This is a genomic window from Sporosarcina sp. SAFN-010, assembly GCF_059415065.1.
This window is the reverse complement of the sequence record NZ_JBPFDS010000001.1, coordinates 478,610-504,204: the sequence shown is the minus strand read 5'-3', so window position 1 is coordinate 504,204 and position 25,595 is coordinate 478,610. Positions and strand designations below refer to the sequence as shown.

Sequence of the window (25,595 nt, the reverse complement as noted above, 5' to 3'; positions counted from 1 at the left end):
GAGGTAGTAAATGTGAAACGGGTGATGCTCTATTCAAGTGTACTCATTGTCATAACTCTTTTAATGACCGGTTGCTGGAGCAAGAATGAACTTAATGAATTTGCAATTGTCGTCGCTGTCGGAATCGATAAAGTCGATGATGAATACGAAGTCACGGTCCAAATCGTGGATCCAAGCGAAATAGCTTCTAGTAGATCGAATGGAGGGCGTACACCAGTTGTTCTTTATCATGCAAAAGGTGGGACCGTGTTTGAAGCAATCCGAAAGTTGTCAACAGTAACTCCAAGAAAGCCTTACTTTGCTCATCTTGGGATGATGATTCTAGGCGAGGAATTAGCAAAGGAAGGAATTGTGCAAGCATTAGACGTATTCAATAGAGACCAAGAAATAAGGGGAAACTTTCTCGTCGTTGTGTCTGATCAAGCACCGGCAAAAGACATACTCAGTATCTTATCGCCTCTTGAGAAAATCCCGGCAAATAAAATGTACAACTCCCTTAAAAATTCATCAGAAGTATTTGCAACCTCTTCACCAACCCGATTTGATGAATTACTCAAAGATCTTGGGGGAAAAGGAAAGAATACCGTGTTAACAACGATTCGTATTAGAGGAAACCTCGAAGAAGGTTCAAGCAATGACAATGTGGAAAAGACTCATCCTGTAGCTAATGTGCACTACACAGGTATGGTGGTATTCAAAAACGGAAAAATGGTTGGCTTATTGAACGAAGAGGAAAGTAAGGGCTATAGCTACATTAAAGACATGGTTAAAAGCACGGTAAACATTATTGTATGTCCTGAAGAAGGAACTATAACTACAGAAGTGACGGATTCTAAAACGAAAGTGAACGGGAAAATGGTGAAAGGAGAGCCTCGTATTGAGCTAGAAGTCCGTTCAAGTCAAAATGTAGAAGAAATGGATTGCCCAATTAATTTAGGGGAGGAAAAAACAATTGCCGAGTTAGATAAAATATCAAGCGAAACACTTAAAGAAATTGTTACAAATACGCTTGATACCATTCAAAACCGATATGAAGCCGATGTGTTTGGGTTCGGTGAAGCAATCCATCGTGCAGATCCAAAAGCTTGGAAGAAATTAGAGAAGGATTGGGAGCAGCTTTTTCCGGATCTTGAAGTGCATGTAAAAGTAGATGTGAGAACAAAAGGGGTGGGTACCATTATTAACACCATACCAAAAAAGCAGAAGGAGTAAACACTATGTGGATAACATTAGGGATAGTCGTCGCAGTCGCAGGAATCTTCATAATCGAAGCTCCTGCGTTATTAAAGAAGGAAAGTATGAAGGATTTTCGGGTGTTTTCGATTCTCCTCTTTTGCGGGACGGGCCTTAGTATTGCACTGAGTTTTAAAGTAGCTGTTCCAAATCCAATTCAGTGGATTGAATTCGTTTATAAACCCATTACAGTCTGGTTACAAACAACTTTAAAATAAAATAATATTTCACAAAGTACAGTAGCCTAAAAGGGGGGGAGACAATGGAAACCATAAAAATAAGTGTTCGCCAATTCACAATTCTAGTCATATTATTCTTAACAGGCTCTTCTATTTTACTTGTACCAGGAATTATAGCTCAAGTATCAAAACAAGATGCTTGGATTACCGCTATACTTGGTGTAGGTATCAGCCTATTGCTGGTAGTATTATACAATGCTGTAGGAAGTATTGAACCGTCAATGACTCTTGTCGGAATGATTGAGAAAGTATTTGGTAAATGGGTTGGGAAAATTGTTACAACTGTTTTTCTTTTCTTTACATTAATCATTTCCTCAGAACTGCTCTATTTTGTTGGATCTTTCATGCAAGTACAAATTATGCCAGAGACACCCCTTATAGCTTTCAATCTGCTATTTGTCAGTGTCGTCATTATTGGTGTCCGTTACGGGTTGGAAACGATTGCTCGTTTTGCGGAAATCATTTTCCCCTTTTTTATTTTACTATTCATTTTAACTGTCCTTCTCCTTTCTCCGAATATCGAGGTTCAAAATGTTCAACCCATTTTAGAAACAAAGCCGAAACAGATGATATACAGTATCCTCCTGTTTGTAAGTATTTTTTCATTTTCTCCAATTGTACTATTAATGTTTTTCCCCAATACTGTGAATAACCCACAACTTGCAAAGAAAGCTTTTTTAAAAGGAACGTTGATAGCTGGAATCATTTTAATTATCGTTACTTTACTAACTATCTTGGTTTTAGGTGAGAAGGAAACTTCACAGTCAATTTATCCTACCTTTTCTTTAGCAAAAAGAATCGAAATCGGAAACTTTATACAAAGACTAGAAATGATTGTGGCATTCATATGGATCGTCACACTATACTTCAAGATAGCTCTCTATTTCTATGCAACTGTAGTAGGATGTGCCCAACTAGTGAATATAAAAGATTATCGATCGCTTACGCTACCATTAGGACTGATTGTGGTTGCACTTTCTGTAATTGTACATCCAAACATTGTTCGCGCAATGGAATTTAATAAAGGTACTTGGATCCTTTTTGGTGCTACTTTAGGTGTTTTACTTCCTCTGTTACTGTTGGGAGTAGCAAAATTCAAAAAGAATTAATAATAATTTGGGTGCCCACTAGCTTTGCATAGAATCTATAACAACTAATATATTTCCACCCATTACAAAGTTGAAAATAATAAAAGGAATAGAGTCTTTATAAACTACCCTATTGGACTAGCCTAAATTAGTGAGACAATATAAAACACCATCGAAGTCCCACACTTGTAAAAAGGGCTAGATGGCTTTTTTCTTTTTGTTCCTTGAATGAGTCAGTATTCAAAATAAGGTACTTCAATGATAACTTTAATCATGATTTCAAAGAGGGAGTTTTTATCGAAAATATGACATTTGATAACACTTTATGGTACATAAAACAACTCATTTTGTGATATCATATGTTGATTAATAAATTTGCAGATAAGGTGAAAGCCTTTTTGAATTAATGTAGGTTTGGATAATTTGATGATATTAACACGATACATATAAGTGGGGATTATGGATAATAGAGATTGAAAAAGGTGAGTGTAATGCTAGTACTGTTCACGCAAATAAAGGACCTGAATCGGCTCTTTAACTTATCCAGAAGTATCTAGCTATACATCCCCTGCGAAATTTGTCATATTATATTTTTACTTACAAATCTACTAATAATAGGAGGGGAGAATATGAATAAGCGATTAAACAATAAAGGGAAAGCTCTGTCGGTTATTCTAATGGTCGCGGTAGTTTTTTTATTAACAGGATTAGTTATCGATAATAAGAAAGATGAGGTTAAATCTACCCTACATACTACTTCGTTGGAGACACTGTCAGTTTCTTTTGATCCAATGGAGGATTTTGCCGAATCTACATTAAGGCAATCAATTATTTTAAAAGAGAGACAAGAAAAAGAGGTTACCAGAAAGCAAGCAGTTGCCAAGCAAAATGAAATTGATCAACGAGAGAAAGCAATTTATTTAACATTTGACGACGGTCCATCTGCTGTTACGGATCAGTTGCTAGACATCTTGGATGACTTTCAAATGAAAGCCACGTTCTTTATGATCGGACCAAATATAAAGGTGCACTCCAAGTCAGTAGTCCGCATGAAGAAGGAAGGCTTTGGCCTTGGCTTACATGGGATTACTCATGAAGCAGGAAAAATCTACAGCAGTCCATCTGCTCCAGTAGATGAAATGTCCGAGGATCGGGACATCCTCGAGAAAGTGACTGGAGTCCGATCCAATCTTATTAGACTTCCTTACGGGAGCATCCCGTATTTAACCGAAGATATGCGGTATTTATTGGACAAAAGCGATTTCAATGTGTGGGATTGGAATGTGGATAGTCGTGACTGGGAACTAAAAGATAGAAGGTATGTACAACATACAAAGCAGGAAATCAATCGGTATATGCAAGCGGGTGTTACACCTGTCGTGCTGCTGCATGATAAACCCCATACTATTGAATACTTGCCCGAGCTACTATCTTACATTAAGAATAAAGGGTATCAAACGAAAGTACTGACCAATGAACAGCCACCCGTAACATTTCAATGTGAAGATCGCTGTTATTCAATCAGCTAATGCACTGATTGAATCGAGGAGGGATTTAAGTTGAAACGAGTAGTTTTTCTTGTCATGATCTTAGGTTTATTTACTTTTCTGTCTGGTTGTCAATCTGATCATAAGCAAGCATCAGAAATACATGGAAAAATGGAGGAGTCGGCATCCTTCGAAGAGAAATTCGTGGAGAACCAAAAGGACTTAGATGTAAATAGAAAAAGGGTACAAGAGATTTACCATGATGTACTAAGCCTTGATAGCAAAGACACTGACGCTATCAAACAAAGGGTGGGGGATCATGAAATATCCATGGAAAAACAGCAGTTGAACGAGGCTGAAGAAAACTTCCAAACCGCTTATAGTAAACTGATGTCCATTGATGAAAACATTGAGCTGATTAAAGATGGTGACCAAAAGAAGCAAGCAACGAAGCTCATGACACTCATGAACAATCGGAAAAAGTTGATGGAGAACTTTTTTGATACCTATCGAGATCAATTGAACTCACAAACTACATTCTTTGGAAATCTTGAACAAGGCAAATTTGAGCTGAATACACTTGAAGATGAGATCGATGCTATAAACGAAGATAGTATACATATGTCTGAGGTTGTTGAACAATTTAACCAGGTTACCGAGCAGTATAATAAGGTAATGAATGATTATTTTAAGATGGCTGATATAAGTTAGGCTGATTATCAAATAACCTGATGTCGATCACTGAATTCGCTCGCTAATTTAATAACAAAAATCACTTGCGTCGCAGTAATATAAACCCATAGTAACAAAACACTCAAAAATAAAATCAAGACAAAAAGCCCTTTATAATGGTAGGTACAGATAGTTCATATTCAAAATCAAAGCAAAGGACCTTATAAAGGATAAGATCACACGAAAAACTTTGTTTGAAGAAGAGGTGAACATTCATCCTCTAAAATACTATACAAAGATACTGAACATGGCTCCATTTGACAATCGCTAGTCTTCTGATAATATATTACATGCTGTAAAAAAATGCCCATAGCTATATTGTTAACCTGATATTATTACTGAAGGAGTAGATCTGATATGACATGGGCTTTGGCTAGTTCGATATTGATTGGATTTGTTTTCAAAATGTTAATGAGTCCTCCCAGTGCGGTTGTGGCATGGGGGCTAAGCAAATTCGCACTACATCCACATCTTGATACAAAAGATGTTAAGATAACTTTTAACGGAAAGCATTTAGAAGAAGAAGAAAAAAATAGGTTTACGGACTATTTTAATAAATCTAACTTCTTGAAAAAACACGATATATTTCCAGGCAATGAAAAGTTATTTCTCCATCCAGTGACTAATGTTACTCCATTTGTCATCAACGTAAAAAATAGAAAAAAAGAGATTAATTTCTTTGTTTATAGTTCCGATAATCACGTTGATGTAGTCAAGCAGTACAAGGAGAAAGTTTTTTCTTATAGTCTTAGTTCTGATTATCTACAAAAATTCACTATGTAAACTAAGGGTTCCAATTAGCATAAATTCAATAAAAGAAAAAGCATGATATACAATTATCTATTGAAGGATCCTTTGTTTTGGAGTTGGATAGGTTACTACCGCCAACCGATAATAAAGGATTTTTTGTGTAAACTAATAGTTATAGAAATTTTAGTTTTTGGAAATTAAACGTCTTATTTTATTCGACGCTAGCGACTAAAAATGTATAAAAGAGTACCACTGTCTGATAATAATCCTTCAGGCAGTGGTACTCTTTTATTTTCCAATTATATGCTGAATGAGCGACTAGTCGTAACTTATTAGTGATTAACGCTCATAACGGTTTGCAGGAATCCGACTGTGTAAACAGGTTTCCAAAAAAAATTCAGTCCTAGAAGAGAGAAAGAAAACCAAAATCGAACAACTATATCCTTTGTCTACAAGCCACCAACTGCTTGTCTAAAAACGATCAGTGCCCAGGTAATTTGAAATGAGCTTGCAAAGTTCCGTATCTCACAATGGTAAACCAGTGAAGTTATAGGAACTAATACCAAGGGTACTTGCGGCAAACCTAAAAAGTAATGACCAAGTGGGGTGATTACACGACAATAGTTCAGATGGTTTAAACAACAAAGACTTTGCAAGAGTGTAACAAGTCACTTGATATCAACCATTCTAAAGAATCCATTGACTATTCTAATATATTTCAATTATACTGAATTTAAGTGCCACTTCAATAATATGCTGATTTTAAGAGGGAGATGGAAAAATGATTATTAACAAGATGATTTCAACGGTGGATATGCATGTGTCTGGTGAGCCTTTACGAATTATTACGGATGGTTTTCCGGAGATTAAAGGAAACACGCAGTTAGAACGTAGAGAGTATTGTATGGAGCATTTAGATGAGTTTAGAAAAGTGCTAATGTATGAACCAAGAGGCCATCATGGAATGTATGGATGTATTATTACGCCACCTGCAAAAGAAGATTCGGACTTTGGAGTACTGTTTATGCATAACGAGGGTTGGAGTACGATGTGTGGTCATGGAATTATCGCAGTTGTCACGATGGGAATCGAAACCGGACGATTTGAGGTTACTGAAGAGCGACCTAGATTTGTAATTGATAGTCCAGCTGGTGAAGTAATCGCGTATGCCAATGTGGAAGGGAATCGAGTGAAATCTGTTTCGTTTGAAAACGTACCTTCATTCGTTTTAGAAAAGTCAATTGAAATGACAATTGAGGGCAAGGATTTAGTCGCAGATATTGGATTTGGTGGCGCATTTTACGTGGTACTGGATTCAAATCAATTGGGCTTCAAAGTGTCTAAGAAAGACCTTCCACAATTACAAAAGTGGGGTACGAAAATCAAGCATTATGTCGAGGCGAACTATAATGTTGTTCACCCAGATGAGCCAGGTCTAAAAGGAATCTATGGAGTGATCTATTCTGACTCACCTGTAAAAGAAGATTCTGATTTACGTAACGTAACAATCTTTGCCGATGAACAAATTGATCGTTCGCCTTGTGGAACAGGTACATCTGCTAGGCTCGCAACTTTATATACTCATGGAAAAATGAAGAATGGGGATTCCTTTATTCACGAGTGTATTACAGATGGTCAATTTAAAGGGGAAATTATTGGAGAAGAGACGATTGCGGGCATACCAGGTGTTGTACCACAAGTTGAAGGAACAGCGTATATTACTGGTTTCCATCAGTTCATAACAGATCCTCTTGATGAATTACCTACTGGTTTTTTATTAGAAGATAAGTAGGGAACAAAGGGGGGGAAGAAATGGGATGGTGGAGGAAACAACATCTATTCGTTCAGGTTGCAATTGGGGCAGTTTTAGGAATTGTGCTAGGGCTGATTTTGAAAGAGAATGTAGTTTATATTGCGCCAATAGGTGATATTTTCATTAGTTTGCTTCAATGGCTAATCGTTCCTTTAACATTTCTGGTGCTAATAGATGGGATAACGAACTTACCTAGTGTTAAGTCGTTACGATCTATAGGTGGGGTAACGATTATGTATTATATGGCTACCACTGTTATAGCTGCATCTATTGGAATAGCAGTTGCCTTAATTATGAACCCGGGAAAAAACTCTGTAGGAATGCTAACAGATGGCGAAACGATTTCACCGGAAGAATTCAACTTTATAGATAATCTGGTTTCTTGGACGCCTAATAATCTATTTGGTAGTTTCGTTGAAATGAATATGTTGCAGATTATTATTGGGGCCATCATTATCGGAGTTGCCCTTTTGAGTATGGGAGATAAGGCTAAAACCGTACGATTGCTCTTTCAAGAAGGTGCAGCTTTAATGCTGAAAATCACGGACATGATTATGTATCTTGCACCTCTTGGAGTAATGGCGCTCATTGCAAAACTAGTGGGCACGACAGATATGTCTATTATATCTTCTGCGTTGCACTACGTGCTTAGCGCACTTATAGGTTTGGCGATATTGTTGTTTGTTGTTTATCCGACGCTTATCGCTTTATTTACAAAGTATAAACCATTCACATTTTTACGTGCCATAAGTCCGGCTTTGATGTTGGCAGCAGCAACGTCTTCTAGTAACGCTACTCTGCCAGCTTCCATGAATGTCTCTAAGAAATTAGGTGTGTCCGATAAGATTTACGGTTTCACATTGCCCTTAGGCGCAACGATAAATATGGACGGTTTAGCGGTAACATTTGGAGTCACTTCAATTTTTGCAGCGAATTTATATGACATCCCAATAACGTTTGGGTTGTTAGCTCAGTTTGTTTTTCTCGGACTGGCTCTTTCGATGGGGACAGCTGGGGCTAGAGGGGCGGACATAGTGATGATGGCTATATTAATGACATCCCTAGGATTACCTATGGACATTGTGGCTATTTATGCAGCTGTTTCACCATTAGTGGACGCAGGGAACACGACGAATAATATTGCAGGTGATTTAACAGGAACTGCTATTGTGCACTCTAGGTTTGGAGATAAAGTAGAAGAATTATAAAGAAATAGCCGATGAGATCACTTGGTCTCTTCGGCTATTATTGAAAATCATAAGAAACGCACAGGAAGACGACTTCTTCGTCTGTATAGTTATACCAGTAATGTGTTTGGTTAGAATCGAACATGATCGATTCATGTTCTTTTAGTTCGATTTTTTCATTATTAAGTAAGACGGTAAGTAGACCTTTTAATACAAAGAGGAATTCTTGGCCGTTGTGTGTAAAGGCATTCCCTTCATTTTGCCCGGGCTTCAAGTTAACAAGTAGGGGTTGGAAAGCATAGTCTTTCAATGGATGATGCAAACTTTTATACATGATATTATGATGGCTCAATTTTTCTGTTTCTGATGATGTGTCGTAATTACTTGTATTGTTTCCTTCATCGAAGAATATGGCGGGACTTACATTTAAAGCTAAAGAGAGCTTTTTTAAAGACTCTAACGTGGCATTACTTTTACCTCTTTCCAATTGCGAAAGAAAGCTGATTGAAAAACCTGTTCTCTCTGCCACTTCTTTCAAGGTCATTTTGTTTTCTTTACGTATGTCACGAATTCTTTCACCAATGGGTTGATCCATCACAAACACACTCCTTTGAAATTCTTTAACTATATAAGGTATATCACATAATCAAATACGATAAAAGAAAGGGTTGAACGTTTTGATCGTACTCGATGAAAAAACAATTCAAAGCATGTATAAAATGGATAAAGCAGTTCAAGATTTAAAACATCTCTTAAAAGCGAAAGTGGAGGAGCAAGTGGAAAATCCGCTTAGGACAGTTATAGAATTTAAAAAACATGAGGCAAGTGTTTTATATATGCCGAGTGCAGACTTGGATAAGGAATTGATGGCGATGAAGGCAGTCACGATTTTTCCACACAACAGGGAATCAGGAGGCAAAACTACTCAAGGCGTTACACTCGTGTCTGATGCGAAAACTGGGGAGCATGTCTCACTCGTTAACGCATCCTATTTAACACGTTTAAGGACAGGTGCATTAAGTGCGATTGCAACTGATCTATATGCGTTGGAAAGCGCAGAGGTTTTAACCTGTATTGGAACTGGCGGAATGGCTTTTGAACAAGTGCTCGGCGTATTGGAAGTACGAGATATAAAGACCATCAATCTAGTGAATCGAACAAAATCGAATGCCGAGAAGTTTAAAGAGAAATTACTTGAATTCGGCATCGCTACTTCGATAAACATCGAAGTAATACCAGAAGAACAAAAATCCGAAGTCGTTCGAAAATCACATATCATCAATTGCTGTACAAGATCGGAGACACCTGTATTTGATGGTGATGATATTCAACCAGGAACCCATGTAAACGGTGTAGGCTCGTACTTGCCCCATATGAGAGAAGTGGATCATACGTTCATATGTCGTGCAGACAAAGTCATTGTGGATGATTTCCACGGTGCCACTGAAGAAGCGGGAGAGCTAATTCACGCAAACGCTCAAAGCGACTGGTCATATGACGAAATTCATGGGGAATTGAAAGATGCTTATGTTGGTACACTAGCAGCCCGCGAAAACGAACACGAAATCACATTCTTCAAATGCGTCGGCGCCGCTTACTTTGACTTAGCGGTAGCAATTGGCGTGTATGAAACTGCAAGAGAGCAAAAATTAGGGCAGTACGTAACGATTTAAAAGATACGATGATGGTTTTTTTAGAGAGGTTATGTAGGAACTTGTACCCGTTAACGTGTGCTTAAAATTATCCAAGGGAATTTGAGCTATCCCATTATTAAATATGATGCTACTCCTAGTAGTCACGTTGATTGAAGTGGAAGATGACGACTCCGGAGGGATCAGCGAAGTCCGAAGACCCCGCAGCAAGCCCCTCGGAAAGCGTTCATCTGAAACGTAAATCAACACTTTTAATATTACTATTCAAAGAAGGGGCTATCCCGAGAAGTCATTTACACGACTCTTCGAGACAGCCCCTTCTGTTATGAAAACGTTAACTAGTAGCGCCAACCTTTACTTCCTGCCCATACTCTGCCCAATACCGTTGAAGTTTCTCCTTACCTTCTTTCACAGCGGGATGAAATTGAATAAATGCATTATCTCGAGTATGTTCAATTCTCTTAATCGCTTCTTTGATTTTAATTTCCTGCTCACCGCCACTGAGATTATTCGCAATTGCAAGCCCAGCAGTAACCCCTTGGCTTATTGCAACTTTAGCCCCTTCAACACCCGTAATGTTTCCAGCAACATAAAGTCCATCCAATACTGTCTCCATTCTCTCATTATGAAGAGGGACATACCCACCCAATTCTTCAATGTAATAGAACGGACAGCCAGCAACTGCCGCCAACTCCGCCAAAGGATACAACCCGCCAGCGATACAAACAAAATCTGCACTAATATTTTCTTCAGTTCCTTCAATCACTTCTCCCGATGCATTAATTGTAGCAATCGTCACACCTTCTACAGCATTCTCACCATAAATATTAATGACCGCTTTTCGAAGCATAATGGGAATATCCCACATTTTCACACCTTTTTTCGGGAAGAACGTAATTCCCATCTTTTTCATGAATTCATTTTTCATAAATTTACTTCCGAATTTAACGAACGCAGAAGGAGCCATATGCGAAACGTGTAGTAGTGAATTTATAACATCCATTGGATTACCCGATTCTTTCGTCACCTGATTCATCTTTGGTAACGTGATGCAGGCAACATCGATATCAGCAAGTTTCAATTCCATGGCGATGGCGGATGACAGCACATTCACACCGATAATAACTCCACGATTTCCGGGTTTGACTCTATGTACATTCGTCATCACTTGGGCGGCACCTACGGACATTACACCCGGTAGCGTCCAGCCAGGTATCGGTAGTGGTACTTCAGCTGCACCGGTTGCAAGCAAGAGGTGCTGTGTATAGTGCGTTTCTTCATCCGTATAAATCACCCAGGATCCATCCAGCTTTTCAATGTTGGAAACAGGCGTGCCTAACCGAATTTCAATGCCGAGCGCAACGGCTTTGTCATGCAGACTTTTCGATTCCTTAATGCCATTCCACCATTTCCCGTTTTCTTCTTCATAAAGCTGACCTAACAAACGTCCACCGGCTAGCATATATTCATCAAGAATTAGAACTTCGCTTCCGTTTTCTGCGATAGTGATGGCGGCAGATAATCCTGAAGGCCCTGCACCGATAACAATGACTCTATTCATTATTCGACCTCCAATCTTTCACAGATGTCAGAAACTTTTCCCCGCTTGAGACTGTCATGCCTTCTTGAATAGGAGTCAGGCATGCTCTAACTCCTTGCTGTCCGTTCACTGTGACACGACATTCGAAGCAATGTCCGATATTACAATAAATCCCACGAGGTGTGCCGCTTTCTTCATGAACACGCAACGTCCGGATATTGTTCGCAAGTAATGCAGCAGCAAGTGATTCGTTTCTCAACCCGCGTATTTCATCGTTGTTGAATGTAAAAGAAACAAAATCTGTGTCGTCCACTTTATCCAGTACTGGATGGTTAATAATTCTACTTGTCATTTTGTAATCTCCCTCAAACTACCGAAACTTACTGGTCTAATAGGTGGCTGATATTTTAATGTGACTTGCGTAACATCTCTTTCAGTAGAAGCATGTGCAATGCTGTCCACCATGGATCGACACGTTCTTCCTCCGCAATACCCCATGCCTGCACGAGTTCGCAATTTTAGTTCTCGTGCGGAACAATTATACGTTTCAGCTGTATTCTTCAACTCACCATAAGTCACTTCTTCACATCTGCAAATGATCATTTCATTTTCCGCCAAGTCCCTCACCTCATTCTTATACTTTGTGTATACGCATACTTAAAATATATGCAAGAATGTAGCCAAGTTTTGGATTCTATAATTGGATACCTAATTTGTTCATCCGATTATAGAGAGTGGCTCTAGTGATTTCTAAGTTTTTCGCACAAAGAAGTTTGTTTCCATCGACTTTACTTAGTTCCTTTAAGATAATATCTTTCTCGTAGATTTGTAATTGCTCTTGTAAAGACAGATTTTCATTAGGACTCGGCTGATTTGAGGGGAGGACATCCTGTTCATCTGCAGTGGACTGTGGAATTCTTTCCATTTCGTTCGGAAGATCCTCAATCCGAATTTCACCATTCTCGGAAAACGCAACGAGTCGTTCAATGGCATTCTTCAGTTCACGGATATTTCCAGGCCATGCATGTTGAAGCAATGCCTGCATAACGGATTGTGAAATCCCATGGATCGGACGGTTATACTTCACGGATAATTCGTACAGGAAGTAGTGCGTAAGCTCAATAATATCTTCAGGACGCTCCCGTAGAGGAGGAACTTTGAAGTTCACGACATTCAACCGGTAATAGAGATCTTCTCTGAATTTCCCTTCATTAATCAGTTCCTTCAAATCACGATTGGTTGCCGCAACGACACGGAAATCCACTTCAATCTCCTTCGTGCCACCGACTGTGTAAAACTTTTTTTCTTGCAGGAGCCTGAGGATTTTCACTTGCATCTCCAGTGGCATTTCCCCGATTTCATCTAGAAACAAGGTTCCGTTCTTCGCAAGTTCCACTTTCCCTTTTTTCCCTTTTTGATTGGCGCCTGAAAAAGCCCCTTTTTCATAACCGAAGATTTCACTTTCGAACAATCCACTAGGGATAGCTCCGCAATTAATGGCGACAAATGGGGAGTTTTCAGGCTCTCTTAAGTTGTGGATTGCTTTTGCAAACAGTTCTTTCCCAACACCGCTTTCCCCATAAATTAGAACGGCTGCATCTGAAGTGGCAGCCTTTCTAGCAATATCCAAAGTCTGTTTAATGGCCGGACTGTTTCCCTTTATATAGGAAAAGGGATTGACGGATGGCGATGTCTTTCTAACTTCTTCCTCTAGGGTGAATAGTTTTTCAGATGTATTGTATAACTCATTATTTAATAGAATTTGACTCGTGATATCTGTTTCAGAAACGACTGCACCGATGATTTCCTCATTTAAATAAACTGGTTTGGAATTGATCATAACGACAAGATCTTTGCGAGCGTGATGCTGGCTATGGTAAAGGGAAGTTCCATCGTTTAAGGACTTTAAAATTTCCAACCTTTCAGCGCTGAAAAAGTTGGTTATGGGTTGACCGATAATATCCTTTTCTTTTACAGAAAATATTTTTTCAGCGCCTTTTGTCCAGTACAGTACATTAGCATCTTGGTCTATTACTGTGCAGGATTCATCAATGGTTTCCAATATAGTTTTCAAATAGGCTTGTGCCCGTTTGTATTCGATAAGTAAGTGTTTTGAAAACATTTCATGCGTCAAAAATCCTACGTACTCATTGGAATCATTTGAGATGAGCGCTATATCGGCAATCCTGAGATCATTGAAGGCTTCTTCAATTGTGCTGTTCACCGATAGGATTCTGGATGGGGTAAAGAAAACTTCGTTTGAAGATTCAACGATTTCGACACATTGCGGACCGTCAGCGGTTATCAGGAATACTTTCTTCGGCATTTCTTTGGCGATTTGATGCGCTAATGAATCGTTGTTATTTACTGATTCAACAATCGTGAATTCAGTATCTACTATTTTGCTGAGTAGTTTTTGTGAAAACATCATTGGATTAAACACCTCAACTGTCAAAATATTTTAAACGTATAAATAATTTTACACTAGTTATTAGAATTTTCAATAGAGACGGATGATTTGATAGATTTTTCAATTTTGGCATGCTACTTGCAATAGATATTAACAAGCGAGCGAGAGGGGGAGTATTGTGGTGAAAATGATACATCGAGATGTCGTCGTCATTGGCGGTGGGATCATGGGGGCTTCCATTGCCTATTATGGTTCGAAAGCGGGTCTTGATATTACTGTCCTTGAAAAGAAAGAGTTAGCAAGCGGAACCTCTTCTAGATGTGATGGGAATATCCTTGCGATCGATAAAGATCCTGGTTTTGATAGTCAAATGTCTTTGAAAAGTCAGATGCTTGTCCATGAGTTGGATAAAGAACTTGAAGTTTCATTTGAATACCGCAACCCAGGAAGTATTTTAGTGTGTGAAAATGATGCTGAAATGGAAGCAGCGAATCAGTGGGTTACCAAACAGCAAGAAGCAGGACTGGAATTCAAGATGCTGGACCGCGAGGACTTGCGTAATGAGTCCAAGTACTTTGCGGATGATTTGTATGGTGGTTTGGAGTGTAAAACAGATTCTACTGTTAATCCATACATGATGACGTATTCCATGTTTCATAGTGCTGAAAAACAAGGCGCAAAAATACATACGAATACAGAAGTGAAAAACGTATCGAAAAATGAAACAGGACAATTTGTAATTGAAACCAATAATGGTACCTATACTGCCAAAAAAGTCGTCAACGCCGGTGGGGTATGGGCTCCTAGACTTGGCGCGATGGTGGGACTCGACATTCCAATCCTTCCAAGAAAAGGTCAATTGATAGTCGCTTCACGCCAACAGCCTGTGGGCTTGAGAAAAGTGATGGAGTTTGGATATCTGATTTCGAAATTTGGTGGTGAGAGAATCGTTGACGCCGACATGGAAAAATACGGTGTTGCGCTCGTTTTTGAGCCCACTGAAAGCCAAAACTTCCTAATTGGAAGTAGTCGAGAATTCGGTGGATTTGATACGAAAGTGAATCATGAAGTGACGAAACTCATTGCGAAGCGTGCCATCCGGTTTTATCCGAAAATCGCGGATATGACCGTCATCCGAACGTATGCAGGATTGCGTCCATGGACAGAAGATCATTTGCCGATTATTTCACGAGTGGAGCACATTCCAGGATATTTCATAGCTGCAGGCCATGAAGGTGATGGAATTAGTCTTGCAGCTGTGACAGGTAAGCTGATTGAAGAAATGTTGAATGACAAAGAAACGTGCATTCCAATTGAGCCGCTACAGCTGAGCCGTTTTAAAGAAAGGGTGACAACCTAATGAATTACCAGAGACTGTTTACAACAATCGATACACATACGGGTGGAAATCCGACTAGAACACTGATTAGCGGACTGCCTCCCTTGGTTGGCGAAACGATGTCTGAAAAGATGCTGTTTATGGAAGAGAACTATGACTGGATAAGAAAATTTCTAATGAATGAACCACGGGGGCATGACGTGATGTCTGGTGCATTATGGACAGAACCTTGCCATCCGGATGCTGACGTTGGTGTTATTTATATTGAAACGGGCGGTTATTTGCCAATGTGTGGCCACGATACAATTGGTTTCTGTACGGCACTGGTTGAAGCTGGATTAATCGAAGTCTGTGAGCCCTTCACGGAACTCAAAATAGATACACCTGCAGGACTTATCGCAGTTAAAATCAAAGTCAGCAACGGGAAAGCCGAGGAAGTGACATTTAATAATGTGCCTGCATTTTTATTGAAATCCATTGAAATTGACGTTGAAGGTATCGGCCATGTGGAATGTGATATTGCTTATGGTGGTAACTTTTATGGCATTATCGATGCGCGGAAACTGGGGATGCCATTGGTCGAGAACAATGCAACAACGATTATCAATCAAGCTATCGACATTCGTAATGCAATCAATGCTACTGAGGAAGTAATCCATCCTGAGTTTCCATTCATATCAGGGTTGACGCATATCGAATTTTACACAGATCCGGTTCATCCCGAAGCTGATGTGAAAAATACAGTAATCGTTCCGCCTGGCGGGATTGACCGTTCTCCGTGTGGAACAGGGACATCTGCCAAACTGGCGACGTTGTATAAGAACAAAGAAATTGGAATGGATGAACTTTTCGTTCATGAAAGCATCGTCGGCACGTTATTTAAAGCGAGAGTATTAGAAGAAACTAACGTGAAAGAGCTGGATGCAGTCATTACAGAAGTGACAGGTTCCGCTTGGTTGATGGGAAATCATCGCTTTTTCTACAATGAAAAAGATCCGCTAAGAGAAGGTTATTTGCTTATACCACCTATGGAACATGAGTCCGTGAAAGAAGGTGTCTAAATGAATTACGAAAAGATGTACAACACGATTGATACTCATGCGGCGGGCGAAGCATTCAGAATCGTGATCCAATCACCGATTAGGCTTAGCGGAGATGACATACAAACTAAACATGACGAGTTGAAAAACAACTTTTCAAATGAAAAGAATCTATTGCTGAACGAGCCACGCGGACATCGAGGCATGCATGGATGTGTAGTTACTCCGTCTCGAGTTGCTGATTTCTCGTTATTATTCTTCAATCATCAAGATGTGAGTAACTTCAAATATGAAGGGTTACTTGCGACGGTAACGGCATTGATTGAAACCGGGAATTTGAATCATTCTGCAGATGATCTTTATAAAGTAGAGACAGTGAACGGCATCTATACTGTGAAAGCGCTTGTAGAAAACCAAGAAGTAACGTCTGTTTCAATTGAAAGTGAATGGTGTTCCGAAATTGAAACCAATCTGGACTACACGGTAGTGCGCATTGACAATGACCGTAACTACTTCCTTTACACACTACCCGATTCAATTCCCGGCATTGAATTAGAACAATTGGCGAAATTGAATCGATGGGGATTGGAACGTACGACGGAATTGAAGAACGAAAACATCAATTATTCGGGGATAGTCGTTGTCGAATCAGTTCCATTTTCACCGGGAAAAATTCGCTCTGTAACTTTTGAAAAAGATGGCTATATCTTACGTTCTCCTGGAGTCGATAGCACGTTTGCCATTCTGACAGCATTAGGACAAAAAGAAATTAGCGAATCTGAAATTGAAAATCATAGTATCTTCGGTAGTTCACTTACCGCGAAAAGAATAGCGGGTGATGAACATCGATTCTCACTTGAAACAGAAGCATTTATCACCGGCAGTCATGAGTTCATCTTTGACCAAGATGATCCATTAAAGGAGGGGTTTTTATTGGCGTAGAAAGGGAGGCGTAGCCTGAACTAGAATAGTTGCATAGGAATGATGGGGAATGGTCACGGGAAATTAGTGAGGGGGGACGGTATGCAAACTGAAAAAAGATTACCCAGTTTAGGTGAGACCCTGTTTGTATTAATCGGTTTTGGTTTGATCATGATTTTGTTCATTATCAAGTTTGATATCTCAATTCACTTGGCGCTGTTGACAACGTGGTTCTTGATCATTATGGTTGGTTTGAAAATCGGCTATAACTATAGGGAGATGCAAAAAGGTCTTTTGAACGGAATTAGTGACGGACTAGAAGCTGTTCTCGTTTTACTATCAGTTGGCGCATTAATTGGAACTTGGATCGCAGGGGGAGTTGTACCGTCCATTATTTACTATGGTCTTGCGATTATCGATCCGAATATCTTCTTAATGGCAGCATTCATCATCTGTACGGTAACTTCTATTGCTACAGGAACTTCATTTGGCTCAGCAGGAACAGCAGGAATCGCGATGATGGCGATTGGCGCAAGTTTTGGTTTTCCTTTACCTCTTGTTGCGGGGGCTGTTATTTCAGGGTGTTACGTAGGAGATAAGCTATCGCCATTATCAGATACAACAGTTATGACAGCATCGCTATCGAAAGTGGACTTGATAGATCACATCAAATCAATGCTTACGGTTAGTCTCCCTGCGTGGGTGATTGCGGCAGTGTTATTTTTGATAACGGGCTTCTTCTTCAATGGAAACGGCGATTTAAGTGCTGCAACTTCAACGATGGCATCTTTAAATGAGTACTTCAGTATTAGCTGGTATATGTTGATTCCAGCAATTGTTGTTATTGGTTTACTGGCTTTCAAAATGCCTTCCATCCCAGTTATTTTATTTGGCGCGTTTTTAGGGACGATCTGGGCTTACTTATTCCAGGGCGCAACGTTTTTACAAGCATTCAACATTATGTACGCTGGAAATTCAATTGAATCAGGCGTTGCATTCATCGACAATTTGTTGAACCGCGGTGGAATTGTATTCATGCTGGATGTCATCGCTTTAATTATCTTTGCACTTGGTGTCGGAGGTTTAATGGAGAGAATTGGTGTTTTACGAGCGATTGGAAACTACTTATCTAAGTGGGCAAACAATCCTGGGAAAACTACGGTATCTACGCTTCTGGCGGGTTTTCTAGGAAATCTATTTGGGGGAGCATACGTCTCAATTATCACTGCTAGTAAAATCACAGGAGATAACTATGATCGTCAACATATCGATCGTCGAGTTCTTTCAAGAAATACAGAGGCAGGAGGGACGATAACAACTCCGATGGTTCCATGGTCGGATGGTGGAGTATTCATGGCTACGGCCCTCGGAGTCTCGACAATTAGTTATCTACCATTCCTATGGTTCAACTTATTAGTGTTACTTATTTCAGTAATTTATGGATTTACAAACAAATTCATCTGGTATACGGATTCAAATACAAATGTATCAGAGGAAATTGTTGAACTAGAAGAGTCAAACAGGAAGAAGGAACCAGCAACGCCTGTTGGAAGTTAATCAAAATAGAAAAACAAAACTTAGGAGGAATTTATATGGTAAAACTTGAAGGGGTATTCCCAGTACTTATTACACCAATGGTTAATGAACAGGAAATCGATTGGGAAGGGTTTAAAAATAACATTGAACACTTCATTGATTCAGGTGTAGCAGGTCTGGCAATTAACGGAAGTACAGGTGAATTTGTCAGTTTGACGAGAGAAGAACGCTATAAAGCGGTTGAAGTAGCCGTTGCACAAGTCAACGGACGGATTCCACTCATAGTGGGTACGGCAGCTGAAACGACAGCAGATGCGATTGAATTTACACAGCAGGCTGAAAAAGCCGGAGCGGATGCAGCATTGCTCATCAATTCCTATTATGCACATCCGAAAGAGAACGAGATCTATGAACACTTCAAGGCGGTGGCAGAATCCGTTGAAATCCCGGTAATGATTTATAATAACCCATTCACATCGGGGGTTGACATTAGTACGGAAACGATCCTAAAAGTTGGTCGCGATGTGAAGAACATTACACACGTTAAAGAGTCTAGTGGGGGTATCGGTAAAGCGCGTGATATCGCACGTCAAGGCGAAGGATTCATTAAAGTATTCTGTGGTTCTGAAGATCTTGCAATCGAATCATTTCTTGTCGGGGCAACGGGATGGATTTGTGTATCAGGAAACATTGCACCACGCCTTGTGACGGATATGTATAATCATGTCCAAAACAATGAAATGGATGAAGCATGGGCACTTTACGACCGGCTTCTACCGCTTTGTGCATTCCTTGAAGGATCAGGGAAGTACGTTCAAATTGTAAAAAGAGCAATGGATCTCCAAGGCTTAGCAGGTGGACCATGCCGTAGACCAAGACTTCCACTTAATGATGAGGAAGAAGCAACATTAAAAGAACTTCTACAAAGCTTGGAAATCGTTACTAACTGAGAGAGGGAGGCGATTGAGGAATGAAAGTAACTGACTATAAACTGAAACCGAGAGTTGAAGAATTCTTGCAAGGGGTTAAAGGACTTTATATTGACGGGGATTACCAACCCGCTATTAGCGGAAAGACATTCAATGTCATTAATCCGGCGACGGAAGATGTAATTGCGCAAGTGAGTGAAGCGCAACCCGAAGATATCGATGTTGCAGTAGCTGCTGCCAGAAAAGCGTTTGATGAAGGCGAATGGACGAAGATGGATACTGCTGAGCGTTCTCACCTCATCTATAAGTTTGCAAATCTCCTTGAAGAAAATCGTGAAGAGCTTGCACAACTTGAAGCGTTAGATAACGGTAAACCCTATGAAGTTGCGCTGGCAGACGATGTAGATGGTACAGTTCAGCATTTCAGATATTACTCGGGCTGGGCGACAAAAATGGTAGGGCAAACAATCCCAGTTTCCAATGATTATTTGAATTACACTGTCCACGAAGCTGTCGGCGTAGTCGGCCAAATTATTCCTTGGAATTTCCCGCTAGCAATGGCTGCGTGGAAGTTAGGCTCCGCACTTGCGGTAGGCTGTACTGTTGTTATTAAGCCTGCGAGCGAAACACCACTATCTCTTCTTTATGTGGCAAAATTATTCAAAGATGCTGGATTCCCTGACGGAGTCGTCAATGTTGTACCGGGAGCAGGAAGAGTAGCAGGAGATGCCATTGTCACTCATAAAGATGTAGATAAAGTTGCGTTTACTGGTTCAACAGCTGTCGGAAAAGGGATTATGCAAAAAGCTGCAGATCAGCTTAAAGGTGTCACACTTGAACTTGGTGGGAAGTCACCAAGTATCATTTTGGAAGATGCCAATCTTGAGGAAGCAATTGTAGGTGCATTCAATGGAACGATGTATAACCACGGACAAAACTGTAGCGCCTGTACGCGCGTCTACGTCCATCGCTCCCTTCATGAAGAAGTAGTAAATGGATTGGTAGAACGTGCAAATGCATTGAAACTAGGGCCAGGCATGGATCCGGAAACTGAAATGGGACCACTCGTTTCAGCAAAACAGCAACAAACGGTTCTAGATTTCATCGAAAAAGGGAAAAGTGAAGGTGCTCGTCTTGTCGCGGGAGGTAGCAAAGCATTCGATCAAGGCTACTATGTGCAACCAACAATATTTGTGGATGTGGAAGATAACATGACGATCGCACGTGAGGAAATCTTCGGACCTGTTCTATCCGTATTTGTTTTTGACACAGTAGAAGAAGTAATCCAACGTGCAAATGACAGTATCTACGGCTTAGCTGCAAGTGTATGGACTGAAAATATCAAAACAGGACATTACGTAGCCAAAAAATTAAAAGCAGGAACTGTCTGGATCAACGACTTCGGCATCGAGATTGAAACGATGCCGTTCGGAGGTTACAAACAATCCGGAATAGGTCGAGAAATGGGTGGAGAGTATGGATTGGCAAACTATACTGAAGTGAAGAGTGTATTTGTAAATATTAAACAATGATTTCATGCAAATCTAAATGGTCTGGGTTTAATATCCGAGACCATTTTTTTATATGAAATATTAATTTGTTTTTTCTGAATTGAACGGAAACAGAGTCGGTGTTTAGTATATAATAAGAGAAATGAATGTCTTTCCAAAAAGGAGCTAAACTATGGGGTTAACTTATTTTTTGGTACTAATGGTAAGCGCTATCATGGCGACATCACTACTAATGTGGATCGGTGAAAAAGTAATCTCTATAACTTTTAGACAAACTGTATCACCGATTCTCAAAATCTTAAGTTCTCTTGTTTTTGCGACTGTCATTCTTTCAGCATTGTTCTATGCTCTAGAAAAGCCCTCTGGAATGTATATGATCTTATTAAGTGGGGCAATTATCGGTTATAACAGATACTGGTTTGGTCACTTTTTAGTAGAAAAACTAAAGTAGGTTAAAAAATAGGAGGAAGGGGATATCTACATTCCCCTTCTTCCTATTTTTCATAGTTATAATACTTGAATTTCCTTGCGCCTGTTGGAAGAGGGGATTCGTAGCTCTTCCCGATACTTACTAATAGTTCTCCTAGAAATCGTAATGCCTTTTTCAGTACTGAAATACTCCGCTATTTTTTGATCAGAATACGGTTTGAACTTATTCTCTTGTGCGATGAAACTCTCCAACAGTTTTTTTACCTTTGTTTGGGAGACGGAATTTCCGTCTGACGTTTCCAGTTTTGAAGTAAAAAGTAATCGAAGGTCAAAGGAGCCGAAGGGCGTTTGGATCACTTTGTTCGTAGTTGCCCGACTAACGGTGGACTCATGCATCTCAATAACATCGGCGACTTCTTTGAGTGTAAGTGGTTTCAGGGATTGGAATCCATTTTTAAAGAAATCCTCCTGTTTCTCCAAGAGGACATGCACGATTTTAATGATTGTATTTCGACGTTGCTCAATGCTACTAAGGAGCCACTGATAATTCTTATATTGTGTTTGGATATATTTAGATGCATCATTTTTCGCGTGAAGATACTGTGAATAGTTGCTATTCATATGAATTCCTGGTAAATAGCCATCATTCAAGTGGAATGTGAATCCCTCTACGCTCACCTCGACGATGATGTCAGGCGTTAAGTACTTCGTCGAATCATCTGACATAAATGAGCACGGTCTTGGATTGAGAGTTTGGATGAAATCGAAAAGATTTTTCACTTCGTTCATGCTGATGTTCATCTTTGAAGCGATTTCGTTCCATTTACGATCGGCAATCAGGTTTAAATGATGCTCCACTAAATAGGCAGCTGATCTGTTTTCTGGATAATTGTATATGATTTGCAGGAGTAGACACTCTTTTAAATCTCTGGCACCTATCCCGATCGGACCTAATTCCTGAAGGAGATGGATTCCTTTTTCGATACAATCTTCGTTGAACGCTAAACCGGCAGTCGAAGTGTGTTCGTTAAGTTGTAAAAATCCATTATCGTCCAGATTGTAGACTAGATACTTTAACAAACTTTGCGTTGGGGCGTCAGGATACATTAGCTTTGCCTGTTTCAGTAATTCCTCCCGCTTGTTTTCCTCCACGCATTGTACTGCATCCAATGGCATTTCCGAACTCCCAAATGAGGCAGATCGACGATGCAAACGTTCCTCATAGACAGGTCTCTCTTCTTTTTCCTTCAATTGAATCAGTGGGTTTTCCAATTCTTGCTCACGGATATACTGTTCGAGTTCATAGGTGGAGTATTGTAGTAGTTCTATAGCTTTCCTTAACTCGACAGTCATCAATAAATTAAGTTCCTGCCGTTGTTGAAGTCCTAGCTCCATGTCTATTCCCCCTTGTGTAAAACTTTTTAGAGTGATTACCTTGTTTACAATAATCTTTTTAAAAGTATAGATATGTAGGCAATGTTAGTTGCGTCTTAAATTCAATGTTATGAAAGAATGTACTAATAAATTCTTATTGTCATCATGTAAGTGGTCTATTAAAGCTAAAAAACATTGTATGAACTCTTTTGAATATAGAGTTTATTATAACATGGGCGTATTTAAACTTCGACCATAAATTTGAATATTTAGATTGGATGATAGTGAATTGGCATAGAAATTGCAATACTACTTATGTACTCAGAGAAGTGATAACGAATTTTATGAAAAGAGGGGAAGTGAAAAGTTAACTAGTCATAATTTGTAGAGATATTACCGTAGTTCATTTTTAATCAATATGATTAGTAATCAAGTTTTAAAGGTAGAATACCAAAATTAAAAGATAGAATAATTAGAACTAGAAGCCGTTCATTTAGTCTACAAAGAAAATAAGTGTAAATAAGATTTGCTATTAAATTTTTCGGTCTTGAATATTCAAAATAATTGGACAGTAAACTGATTTCTATTCAGTTACCTGTAAAGTAATTTAAACATGCATGAAAGTATAGACACCATTATTAGGAGGAGAAAAAGATGAGAAAGAAATCCCTATGGTTCTTCATGATGATTTTCACAAGTCTAGTATTATTGGCTGGGTGTTATGGGGGAGAAAACGTTCAAGAAACCGAGAAAGATGGCGACTCTATTACCGATGAAAAAGTAGGGAAGAGTGTACTTCATTTGGCGGTTGCGGGAGAAATTCCAACATTGAAAACGAATGGCGCTATGGATGGACTATCTCAAACAATGATACAGAACGTTTTCGAAGGCCTCTTCAGAATAGATGCGGATGATAAAGTTACTGAAGGTCTCGTAGATACCTATGACGTAAGTGAGGATGGATTGACATATACGTTTCACTTAAAAGAAAACGCGTTATGGAGCAATGGTGACCCAACTAAAGCAACAGACTTTATCTATGCTTGGAAAAAAGCATTACATCCAGATTCAATCTCTCCTCACGCTTACCTGATGGAATCAGTGAAAGGCGCTGCGAACATTCAAGATCCTGACCATGAACTGTATGGCAGAGTTGATGAACTTGGTGTAACGGCTACGGGCGATTTCACATTAGAAGTAGAACTGGAAAATGACGTACCTTACTTCACTGAACTTCTTGCAAATCCAGTTTTCTATCCACAAAACGAAAAGTTCTCTGAAGAGCAACAAGATAAATACGCGCTCGAACCAGAAAATCTCGTATTCAATGGCCCATTTACATTAGATTCATGGGATCATGACCAAAAGTGGACGTTAAAAAAGAACTCAGACTATTGGGATGCCGAGAATGTGAAAGTTGATGAAATCAATTTCAAAGTGGCAAAAGACACTTCGACTGAAGTTAATCTATATGAAACAGACACAATCGATGTTGCGAATCTTTCATCGGAATTTGTAGATGTATACAAAGATCACGAGGAATATACGACTTCACTAAAATCTGAAGTTTACTTCTTAAGGATGAATCAGAAAAATGAATTCTTAAGTAATACGAATATCCGGAAGGCCATCGATATGGGATGGGATAAAGAGCAAGCTGCAGAATCTATCTTGAAGAATGGATCAAAAGCTGCTTACTGGTTAGTATTCCCCGGATTTGTACAATCACCGGAGGGTGAAAAGTTCAGAGATCGCTATGGTGATTTGAACAAAGGAACTCCTGAAGAAGCAAAAGAACTTTGGAATAAAGGTCTCAAAGAACTTGGTGTGAAAGAAATTAACCTGGATCTACTAAGCTATGATGACGGTCAAAGGAAGTCTGTAGCAGAGTATATGAAAAACCAATTGGAGAAAAATCTGCCGGGCTTAAGCATTACAATCAATCAGCAGCCGAACAAACAGAAGTTAGCATTGGAAGATGATTTGAATTATGACTTGTCTTATTCAGGTTGGAGAAATGATATCGCGGATCCGGTAGAGTTCCTCTCGGTATTCCTTTCAGACGGTGCGTATAATTGGCAGGAATTTAAAAATGATCAATTTGACAAAAACGTGAAAAAGGCAATGGTCGACTTTACGGATATTGACAAACGTTTTGCTGAACTACAGGAAGCCGAAAAAATTCTAATCGGAGATGAAGCGGCAATCTCTCCTATGTACCAAGCAGGATCTGCACGACTCATTAAGCCTAACGTAAAAGGATTCACTGCACATGCGAATTCTACGTATTCTTACCAATGGGTAACAATAGGCAACTAATTGTTTTATACAATCTGCACATCGTATCTCTTCAAAAAGAAGGTTGATTTGAAGAGATACGGCAGG

The 25,595-nt window shown here is 39.5% G+C and carries 23 protein-coding genes; 17 read left to right on the top strand and 6 right to left on the bottom strand.

Annotated features, from left to right (window positions below; translation table 11 throughout):
• The first annotated feature begins 12 nt into the window (after nt 1–12).
• The 8 genes from ACR65F_RS02430 (at nt 13) to ACR65F_RS02395 (ending at nt 8,550) form a co-directional block, all read left to right on the top strand.
• Nucleotides 13–1,212 (top strand): Ger(x)C family spore germination protein, encoded by a 1,200-nt coding sequence (locus tag ACR65F_RS02430; protein ID WP_440503108.1) that lies wholly within the window; start codon nt 13–15, stop codon nt 1,210–1,212.
• 5 nt (nt 1,213–1,217) lie between these two features.
• Complete coding sequence (locus ACR65F_RS02425) at nt 1,218–1,451, top strand: hypothetical protein (RefSeq protein WP_440503107.1); 234 nt, start codon at nt 1,218–1,220, stop codon at nt 1,449–1,451.
• Nucleotides 1,452–1,495: 44 nt separating this feature from the next.
• Nucleotides 1,496–2,581, top strand: coding sequence for a GerAB/ArcD/ProY family transporter (locus ACR65F_RS02420; protein WP_440503106.1), 1,086 nt, complete (start codon nt 1,496–1,498; stop codon nt 2,579–2,581).
• 608 nt (nt 2,582–3,189) lie between these two features.
• Nucleotides 3,190–4,089 (top strand): polysaccharide deacetylase family protein, encoded by a 900-nt coding sequence (locus tag ACR65F_RS02415; RefSeq protein WP_440503105.1) that lies wholly within the window; start codon nt 3,190–3,192, stop codon nt 4,087–4,089.
• A gap of 30 nt (nt 4,090–4,119) precedes the next feature.
• Entirely contained in the window at nt 4,120–4,758 is a 639-nt protein-coding gene (locus ACR65F_RS02410; protein WP_440503104.1) for a YkyA family protein, read from the top strand.
• A 378-nt stretch (nt 4,759–5,136) separates the two neighbouring features.
• Entirely contained in the window at nt 5,137–5,562 is a 426-nt protein-coding gene (locus ACR65F_RS02405; protein ID WP_440503103.1) for a YfmQ family protein, read from the top strand.
• 748 nt (nt 5,563–6,310) lie between these two features.
• Entirely contained in the window at nt 6,311–7,321 is a 1,011-nt protein-coding gene (locus ACR65F_RS02400) for a proline racemase family protein (RefSeq protein ID WP_440503102.1), read from the top strand.
• A 20-nt stretch (nt 7,322–7,341) separates the two neighbouring features.
• Nucleotides 7,342–8,550, top strand: a complete 1,209-nt coding sequence (locus ACR65F_RS02395; RefSeq protein WP_440503101.1) for a dicarboxylate/amino acid:cation symporter — start codon at nt 7,342–7,344, stop codon at nt 8,548–8,550.
• Between the two features lie 37 nt (nt 8,551–8,587).
• On the opposite strand, the gene ACR65F_RS02390 is transcribed toward ACR65F_RS02395, so the two are convergent.
• Nucleotides 8,588–9,124: a helix-turn-helix domain-containing protein gene (locus ACR65F_RS02390; RefSeq protein ID WP_440503100.1), complete on the bottom strand. Its 537-nt coding sequence runs from the start codon at nt 9,122–9,124 to the stop codon at nt 8,588–8,590.
• 82 nt (nt 9,125–9,206) lie between these two features.
• Between ACR65F_RS02390 and ACR65F_RS02385 the strand changes: the two genes are divergently transcribed.
• Nucleotides 9,207–10,202 (top strand): ornithine cyclodeaminase family protein, encoded by a 996-nt coding sequence (locus ACR65F_RS02385; protein ID WP_440503099.1) that lies wholly within the window; start codon nt 9,207–9,209, stop codon nt 10,200–10,202.
• Nucleotides 10,203–10,515: 313 nt separating this feature from the next.
• Here the strand turns inward: ACR65F_RS02385 and ACR65F_RS02380 are convergent, their stop codons facing one another.
• The 4 genes from ACR65F_RS02380 to ACR65F_RS02365 form a co-directional block, all read right to left on the bottom strand.
• Nucleotides 10,516–11,742 (bottom strand): NAD(P)/FAD-dependent oxidoreductase, encoded by a 1,227-nt coding sequence (locus ACR65F_RS02380; protein WP_440503098.1) that lies wholly within the window; start codon nt 11,740–11,742, stop codon nt 10,516–10,518.
• The gene (locus ACR65F_RS02375; RefSeq protein ID WP_039042215.1) at nt 11,735–12,073 is read right to left on the bottom strand and encodes a (2Fe-2S)-binding protein; all 339 of its coding nucleotides are present in this window, start codon (nt 12,071–12,073) and stop codon (nt 11,735–11,737) included. Before ACR65F_RS02375 ends, ACR65F_RS02380 begins: the two co-directional genes overlap by 8 nt.
• Complete coding sequence (locus ACR65F_RS02370; RefSeq protein WP_440503212.1) at nt 12,070–12,324, bottom strand: (2Fe-2S)-binding protein; 255 nt, start codon at nt 12,322–12,324, stop codon at nt 12,070–12,072. Before ACR65F_RS02370 ends, ACR65F_RS02375 begins: the two co-directional genes overlap by 4 nt.
• Before the next feature lie 91 nt (nt 12,325–12,415).
• The gene (locus ACR65F_RS02365; protein WP_440503097.1) at nt 12,416–14,152 is read right to left on the bottom strand and encodes a sigma-54 interaction domain-containing protein; all 1,737 of its coding nucleotides are present in this window, start codon (nt 14,150–14,152) and stop codon (nt 12,416–12,418) included.
• 166 nt (nt 14,153–14,318) lie between these two features.
• Here ACR65F_RS02365 and ACR65F_RS02360 point away from each other — a divergent pair, with 166 nt between their 5' ends.
• The 7 genes from ACR65F_RS02360 (at nt 14,319) to ACR65F_RS02330 (ending at nt 21,858) form a co-directional block, all read left to right on the top strand.
• Entirely contained in the window at nt 14,319–15,491 is a 1,173-nt protein-coding gene (locus tag ACR65F_RS02360) for an NAD(P)/FAD-dependent oxidoreductase (protein ID WP_440503211.1), read from the top strand.
• Entirely contained in the window at nt 15,491–16,531 is a 1,041-nt protein-coding gene (locus tag ACR65F_RS02355) for a proline racemase family protein (protein WP_039042214.1), read from the top strand. Before ACR65F_RS02360 ends, ACR65F_RS02355 begins: the two co-directional genes overlap by 1 nt.
• Nucleotides 16,532–17,452, top strand: a complete 921-nt coding sequence (locus ACR65F_RS02350; RefSeq protein ID WP_039042213.1) for a proline racemase family protein — start codon at nt 16,532–16,534, stop codon at nt 17,450–17,452.
• Nucleotides 17,453–17,533: 81 nt separating this feature from the next.
• The gene (nhaC, locus tag ACR65F_RS02345; RefSeq protein WP_440503096.1) at nt 17,534–18,988 is read left to right on the top strand and encodes a Na+/H+ antiporter NhaC; all 1,455 of its coding nucleotides are present in this window, start codon (nt 17,534–17,536) and stop codon (nt 18,986–18,988) included.
• 35 nt (nt 18,989–19,023) lie between these two features.
• Nucleotides 19,024–19,917 carry a 4-hydroxy-tetrahydrodipicolinate synthase gene (gene dapA, locus ACR65F_RS02340; protein WP_440503094.1) on the top strand — a complete coding sequence of 298 codons (894 nt, stop codon included), beginning with the start codon at nt 19,024–19,026 and terminating at the stop codon, nt 19,915–19,917.
• Between the two features lie 20 nt (nt 19,918–19,937).
• Nucleotides 19,938–21,428 carry an aldehyde dehydrogenase family protein gene (locus tag ACR65F_RS02335; RefSeq protein WP_440503092.1) on the top strand — a complete coding sequence of 497 codons (1,491 nt, stop codon included), beginning with the start codon at nt 19,938–19,940 and terminating at the stop codon, nt 21,426–21,428.
• A gap of 193 nt (nt 21,429–21,621) precedes the next feature.
• Nucleotides 21,622–21,858 carry a hypothetical protein gene (locus ACR65F_RS02330; protein ID WP_156137893.1) on the top strand — a complete coding sequence of 79 codons (237 nt, stop codon included), beginning with the start codon at nt 21,622–21,624 and terminating at the stop codon, nt 21,856–21,858.
• Nucleotides 21,859–21,914: 56 nt separating this feature from the next.
• On the opposite strand, the gene rpoN is transcribed toward ACR65F_RS02330, so the two are convergent.
• Complete coding sequence (gene rpoN / locus ACR65F_RS02325; RefSeq protein WP_440503090.1) at nt 21,915–23,231, bottom strand: RNA polymerase factor sigma-54; 1,317 nt, start codon at nt 23,229–23,231, stop codon at nt 21,915–21,917.
• 633 nt (nt 23,232–23,864) lie between these two features.
• Here rpoN and ACR65F_RS02320 point away from each other — a divergent pair.
• Entirely contained in the window at nt 23,865–25,529 is a 1,665-nt protein-coding gene (locus tag ACR65F_RS02320; RefSeq protein WP_440503089.1) for a peptide ABC transporter substrate-binding protein, read from the top strand.
• Nucleotides 25,530–25,595: the final 66 nt, after the last annotated feature.

What these genes read in the sequence shown, in the direction of transcription:
- dapA (WP_440503094.1), top strand. Translation starts at nt 19,024, where the DNA reads ATGGTAAAACTTGAAGGGGTATTCCCAGTACTTATTACACCAATGGTT.
- ACR65F_RS02350 (WP_039042213.1), top strand. Translation starts at nt 16,532, where the DNA reads ATGAATTACGAAAAGATGTACAACACGATTGATACTCATGCGGCGGGC.
- ACR65F_RS02370 (WP_440503212.1), bottom strand. Translation starts at nt 12,324, where the DNA reads ATGATCATTTGCAGATGTGAAGAAGTGACTTATGGTGAGTTGAAGAAT.
- ACR65F_RS02425 (WP_440503107.1), top strand. Translation starts at nt 1,218, where the DNA reads ATGTGGATAACATTAGGGATAGTCGTCGCAGTCGCAGGAATCTTCATA.
- ACR65F_RS02390 (WP_440503100.1), bottom strand. Translation starts at nt 9,124, where the DNA reads ATGGATCAACCCATTGGTGAAAGAATTCGTGACATACGTAAAGAAAAC.
- ACR65F_RS02400 (WP_440503102.1), top strand. Translation starts at nt 6,311, where the DNA reads ATGATTATTAACAAGATGATTTCAACGGTGGATATGCATGTGTCTGGT.
- ACR65F_RS02415 (WP_440503105.1), top strand. Translation starts at nt 3,190, where the DNA reads ATGAATAAGCGATTAAACAATAAAGGGAAAGCTCTGTCGGTTATTCTA.
- ACR65F_RS02380 (WP_440503098.1), bottom strand. Translation starts at nt 11,742, where the DNA reads ATGAATAGAGTCATTGTTATCGGTGCAGGGCCTTCAGGATTATCTGCC.
- ACR65F_RS02375 (WP_039042215.1), bottom strand. Translation starts at nt 12,073, where the DNA reads ATGACAAGTAGAATTATTAACCATCCAGTACTGGATAAAGTGGACGAC.
- rpoN (WP_440503090.1), bottom strand. Translation starts at nt 23,231, where the DNA reads ATGGAGCTAGGACTTCAACAACGGCAGGAACTTAATTTATTGATGACT.
- ACR65F_RS02320 (WP_440503089.1), top strand. Translation starts at nt 23,865, where the DNA reads ATGAGAAAGAAATCCCTATGGTTCTTCATGATGATTTTCACAAGTCTA.
- ACR65F_RS02330 (WP_156137893.1), top strand. Translation starts at nt 21,622, where the DNA reads ATGGCGACATCACTACTAATGTGGATCGGTGAAAAAGTAATCTCTATA.
- ACR65F_RS02420 (WP_440503106.1), top strand. Translation starts at nt 1,496, where the DNA reads ATGGAAACCATAAAAATAAGTGTTCGCCAATTCACAATTCTAGTCATA.
- ACR65F_RS02360 (WP_440503211.1), top strand. Translation starts at nt 14,319, where the DNA reads ATGATACATCGAGATGTCGTCGTCATTGGCGGTGGGATCATGGGGGCT.
- ACR65F_RS02405 (WP_440503103.1), top strand. Translation starts at nt 5,137, where the DNA reads ATGACATGGGCTTTGGCTAGTTCGATATTGATTGGATTTGTTTTCAAA.
- nhaC (WP_440503096.1), top strand. Translation starts at nt 17,534, where the DNA reads ATGCAAACTGAAAAAAGATTACCCAGTTTAGGTGAGACCCTGTTTGTA.
- ACR65F_RS02365 (WP_440503097.1), bottom strand. Translation starts at nt 14,152, where the DNA reads ATGATGTTTTCACAAAAACTACTCAGCAAAATAGTAGATACTGAATTC.
- ACR65F_RS02335 (WP_440503092.1), top strand. Translation starts at nt 19,938, where the DNA reads ATGAAAGTAACTGACTATAAACTGAAACCGAGAGTTGAAGAATTCTTG.
- ACR65F_RS02395 (WP_440503101.1), top strand. Translation starts at nt 7,342, where the DNA reads ATGGGATGGTGGAGGAAACAACATCTATTCGTTCAGGTTGCAATTGGG.
- ACR65F_RS02355 (WP_039042214.1), top strand. Translation starts at nt 15,491, where the DNA reads ATGAATTACCAGAGACTGTTTACAACAATCGATACACATACGGGTGGA.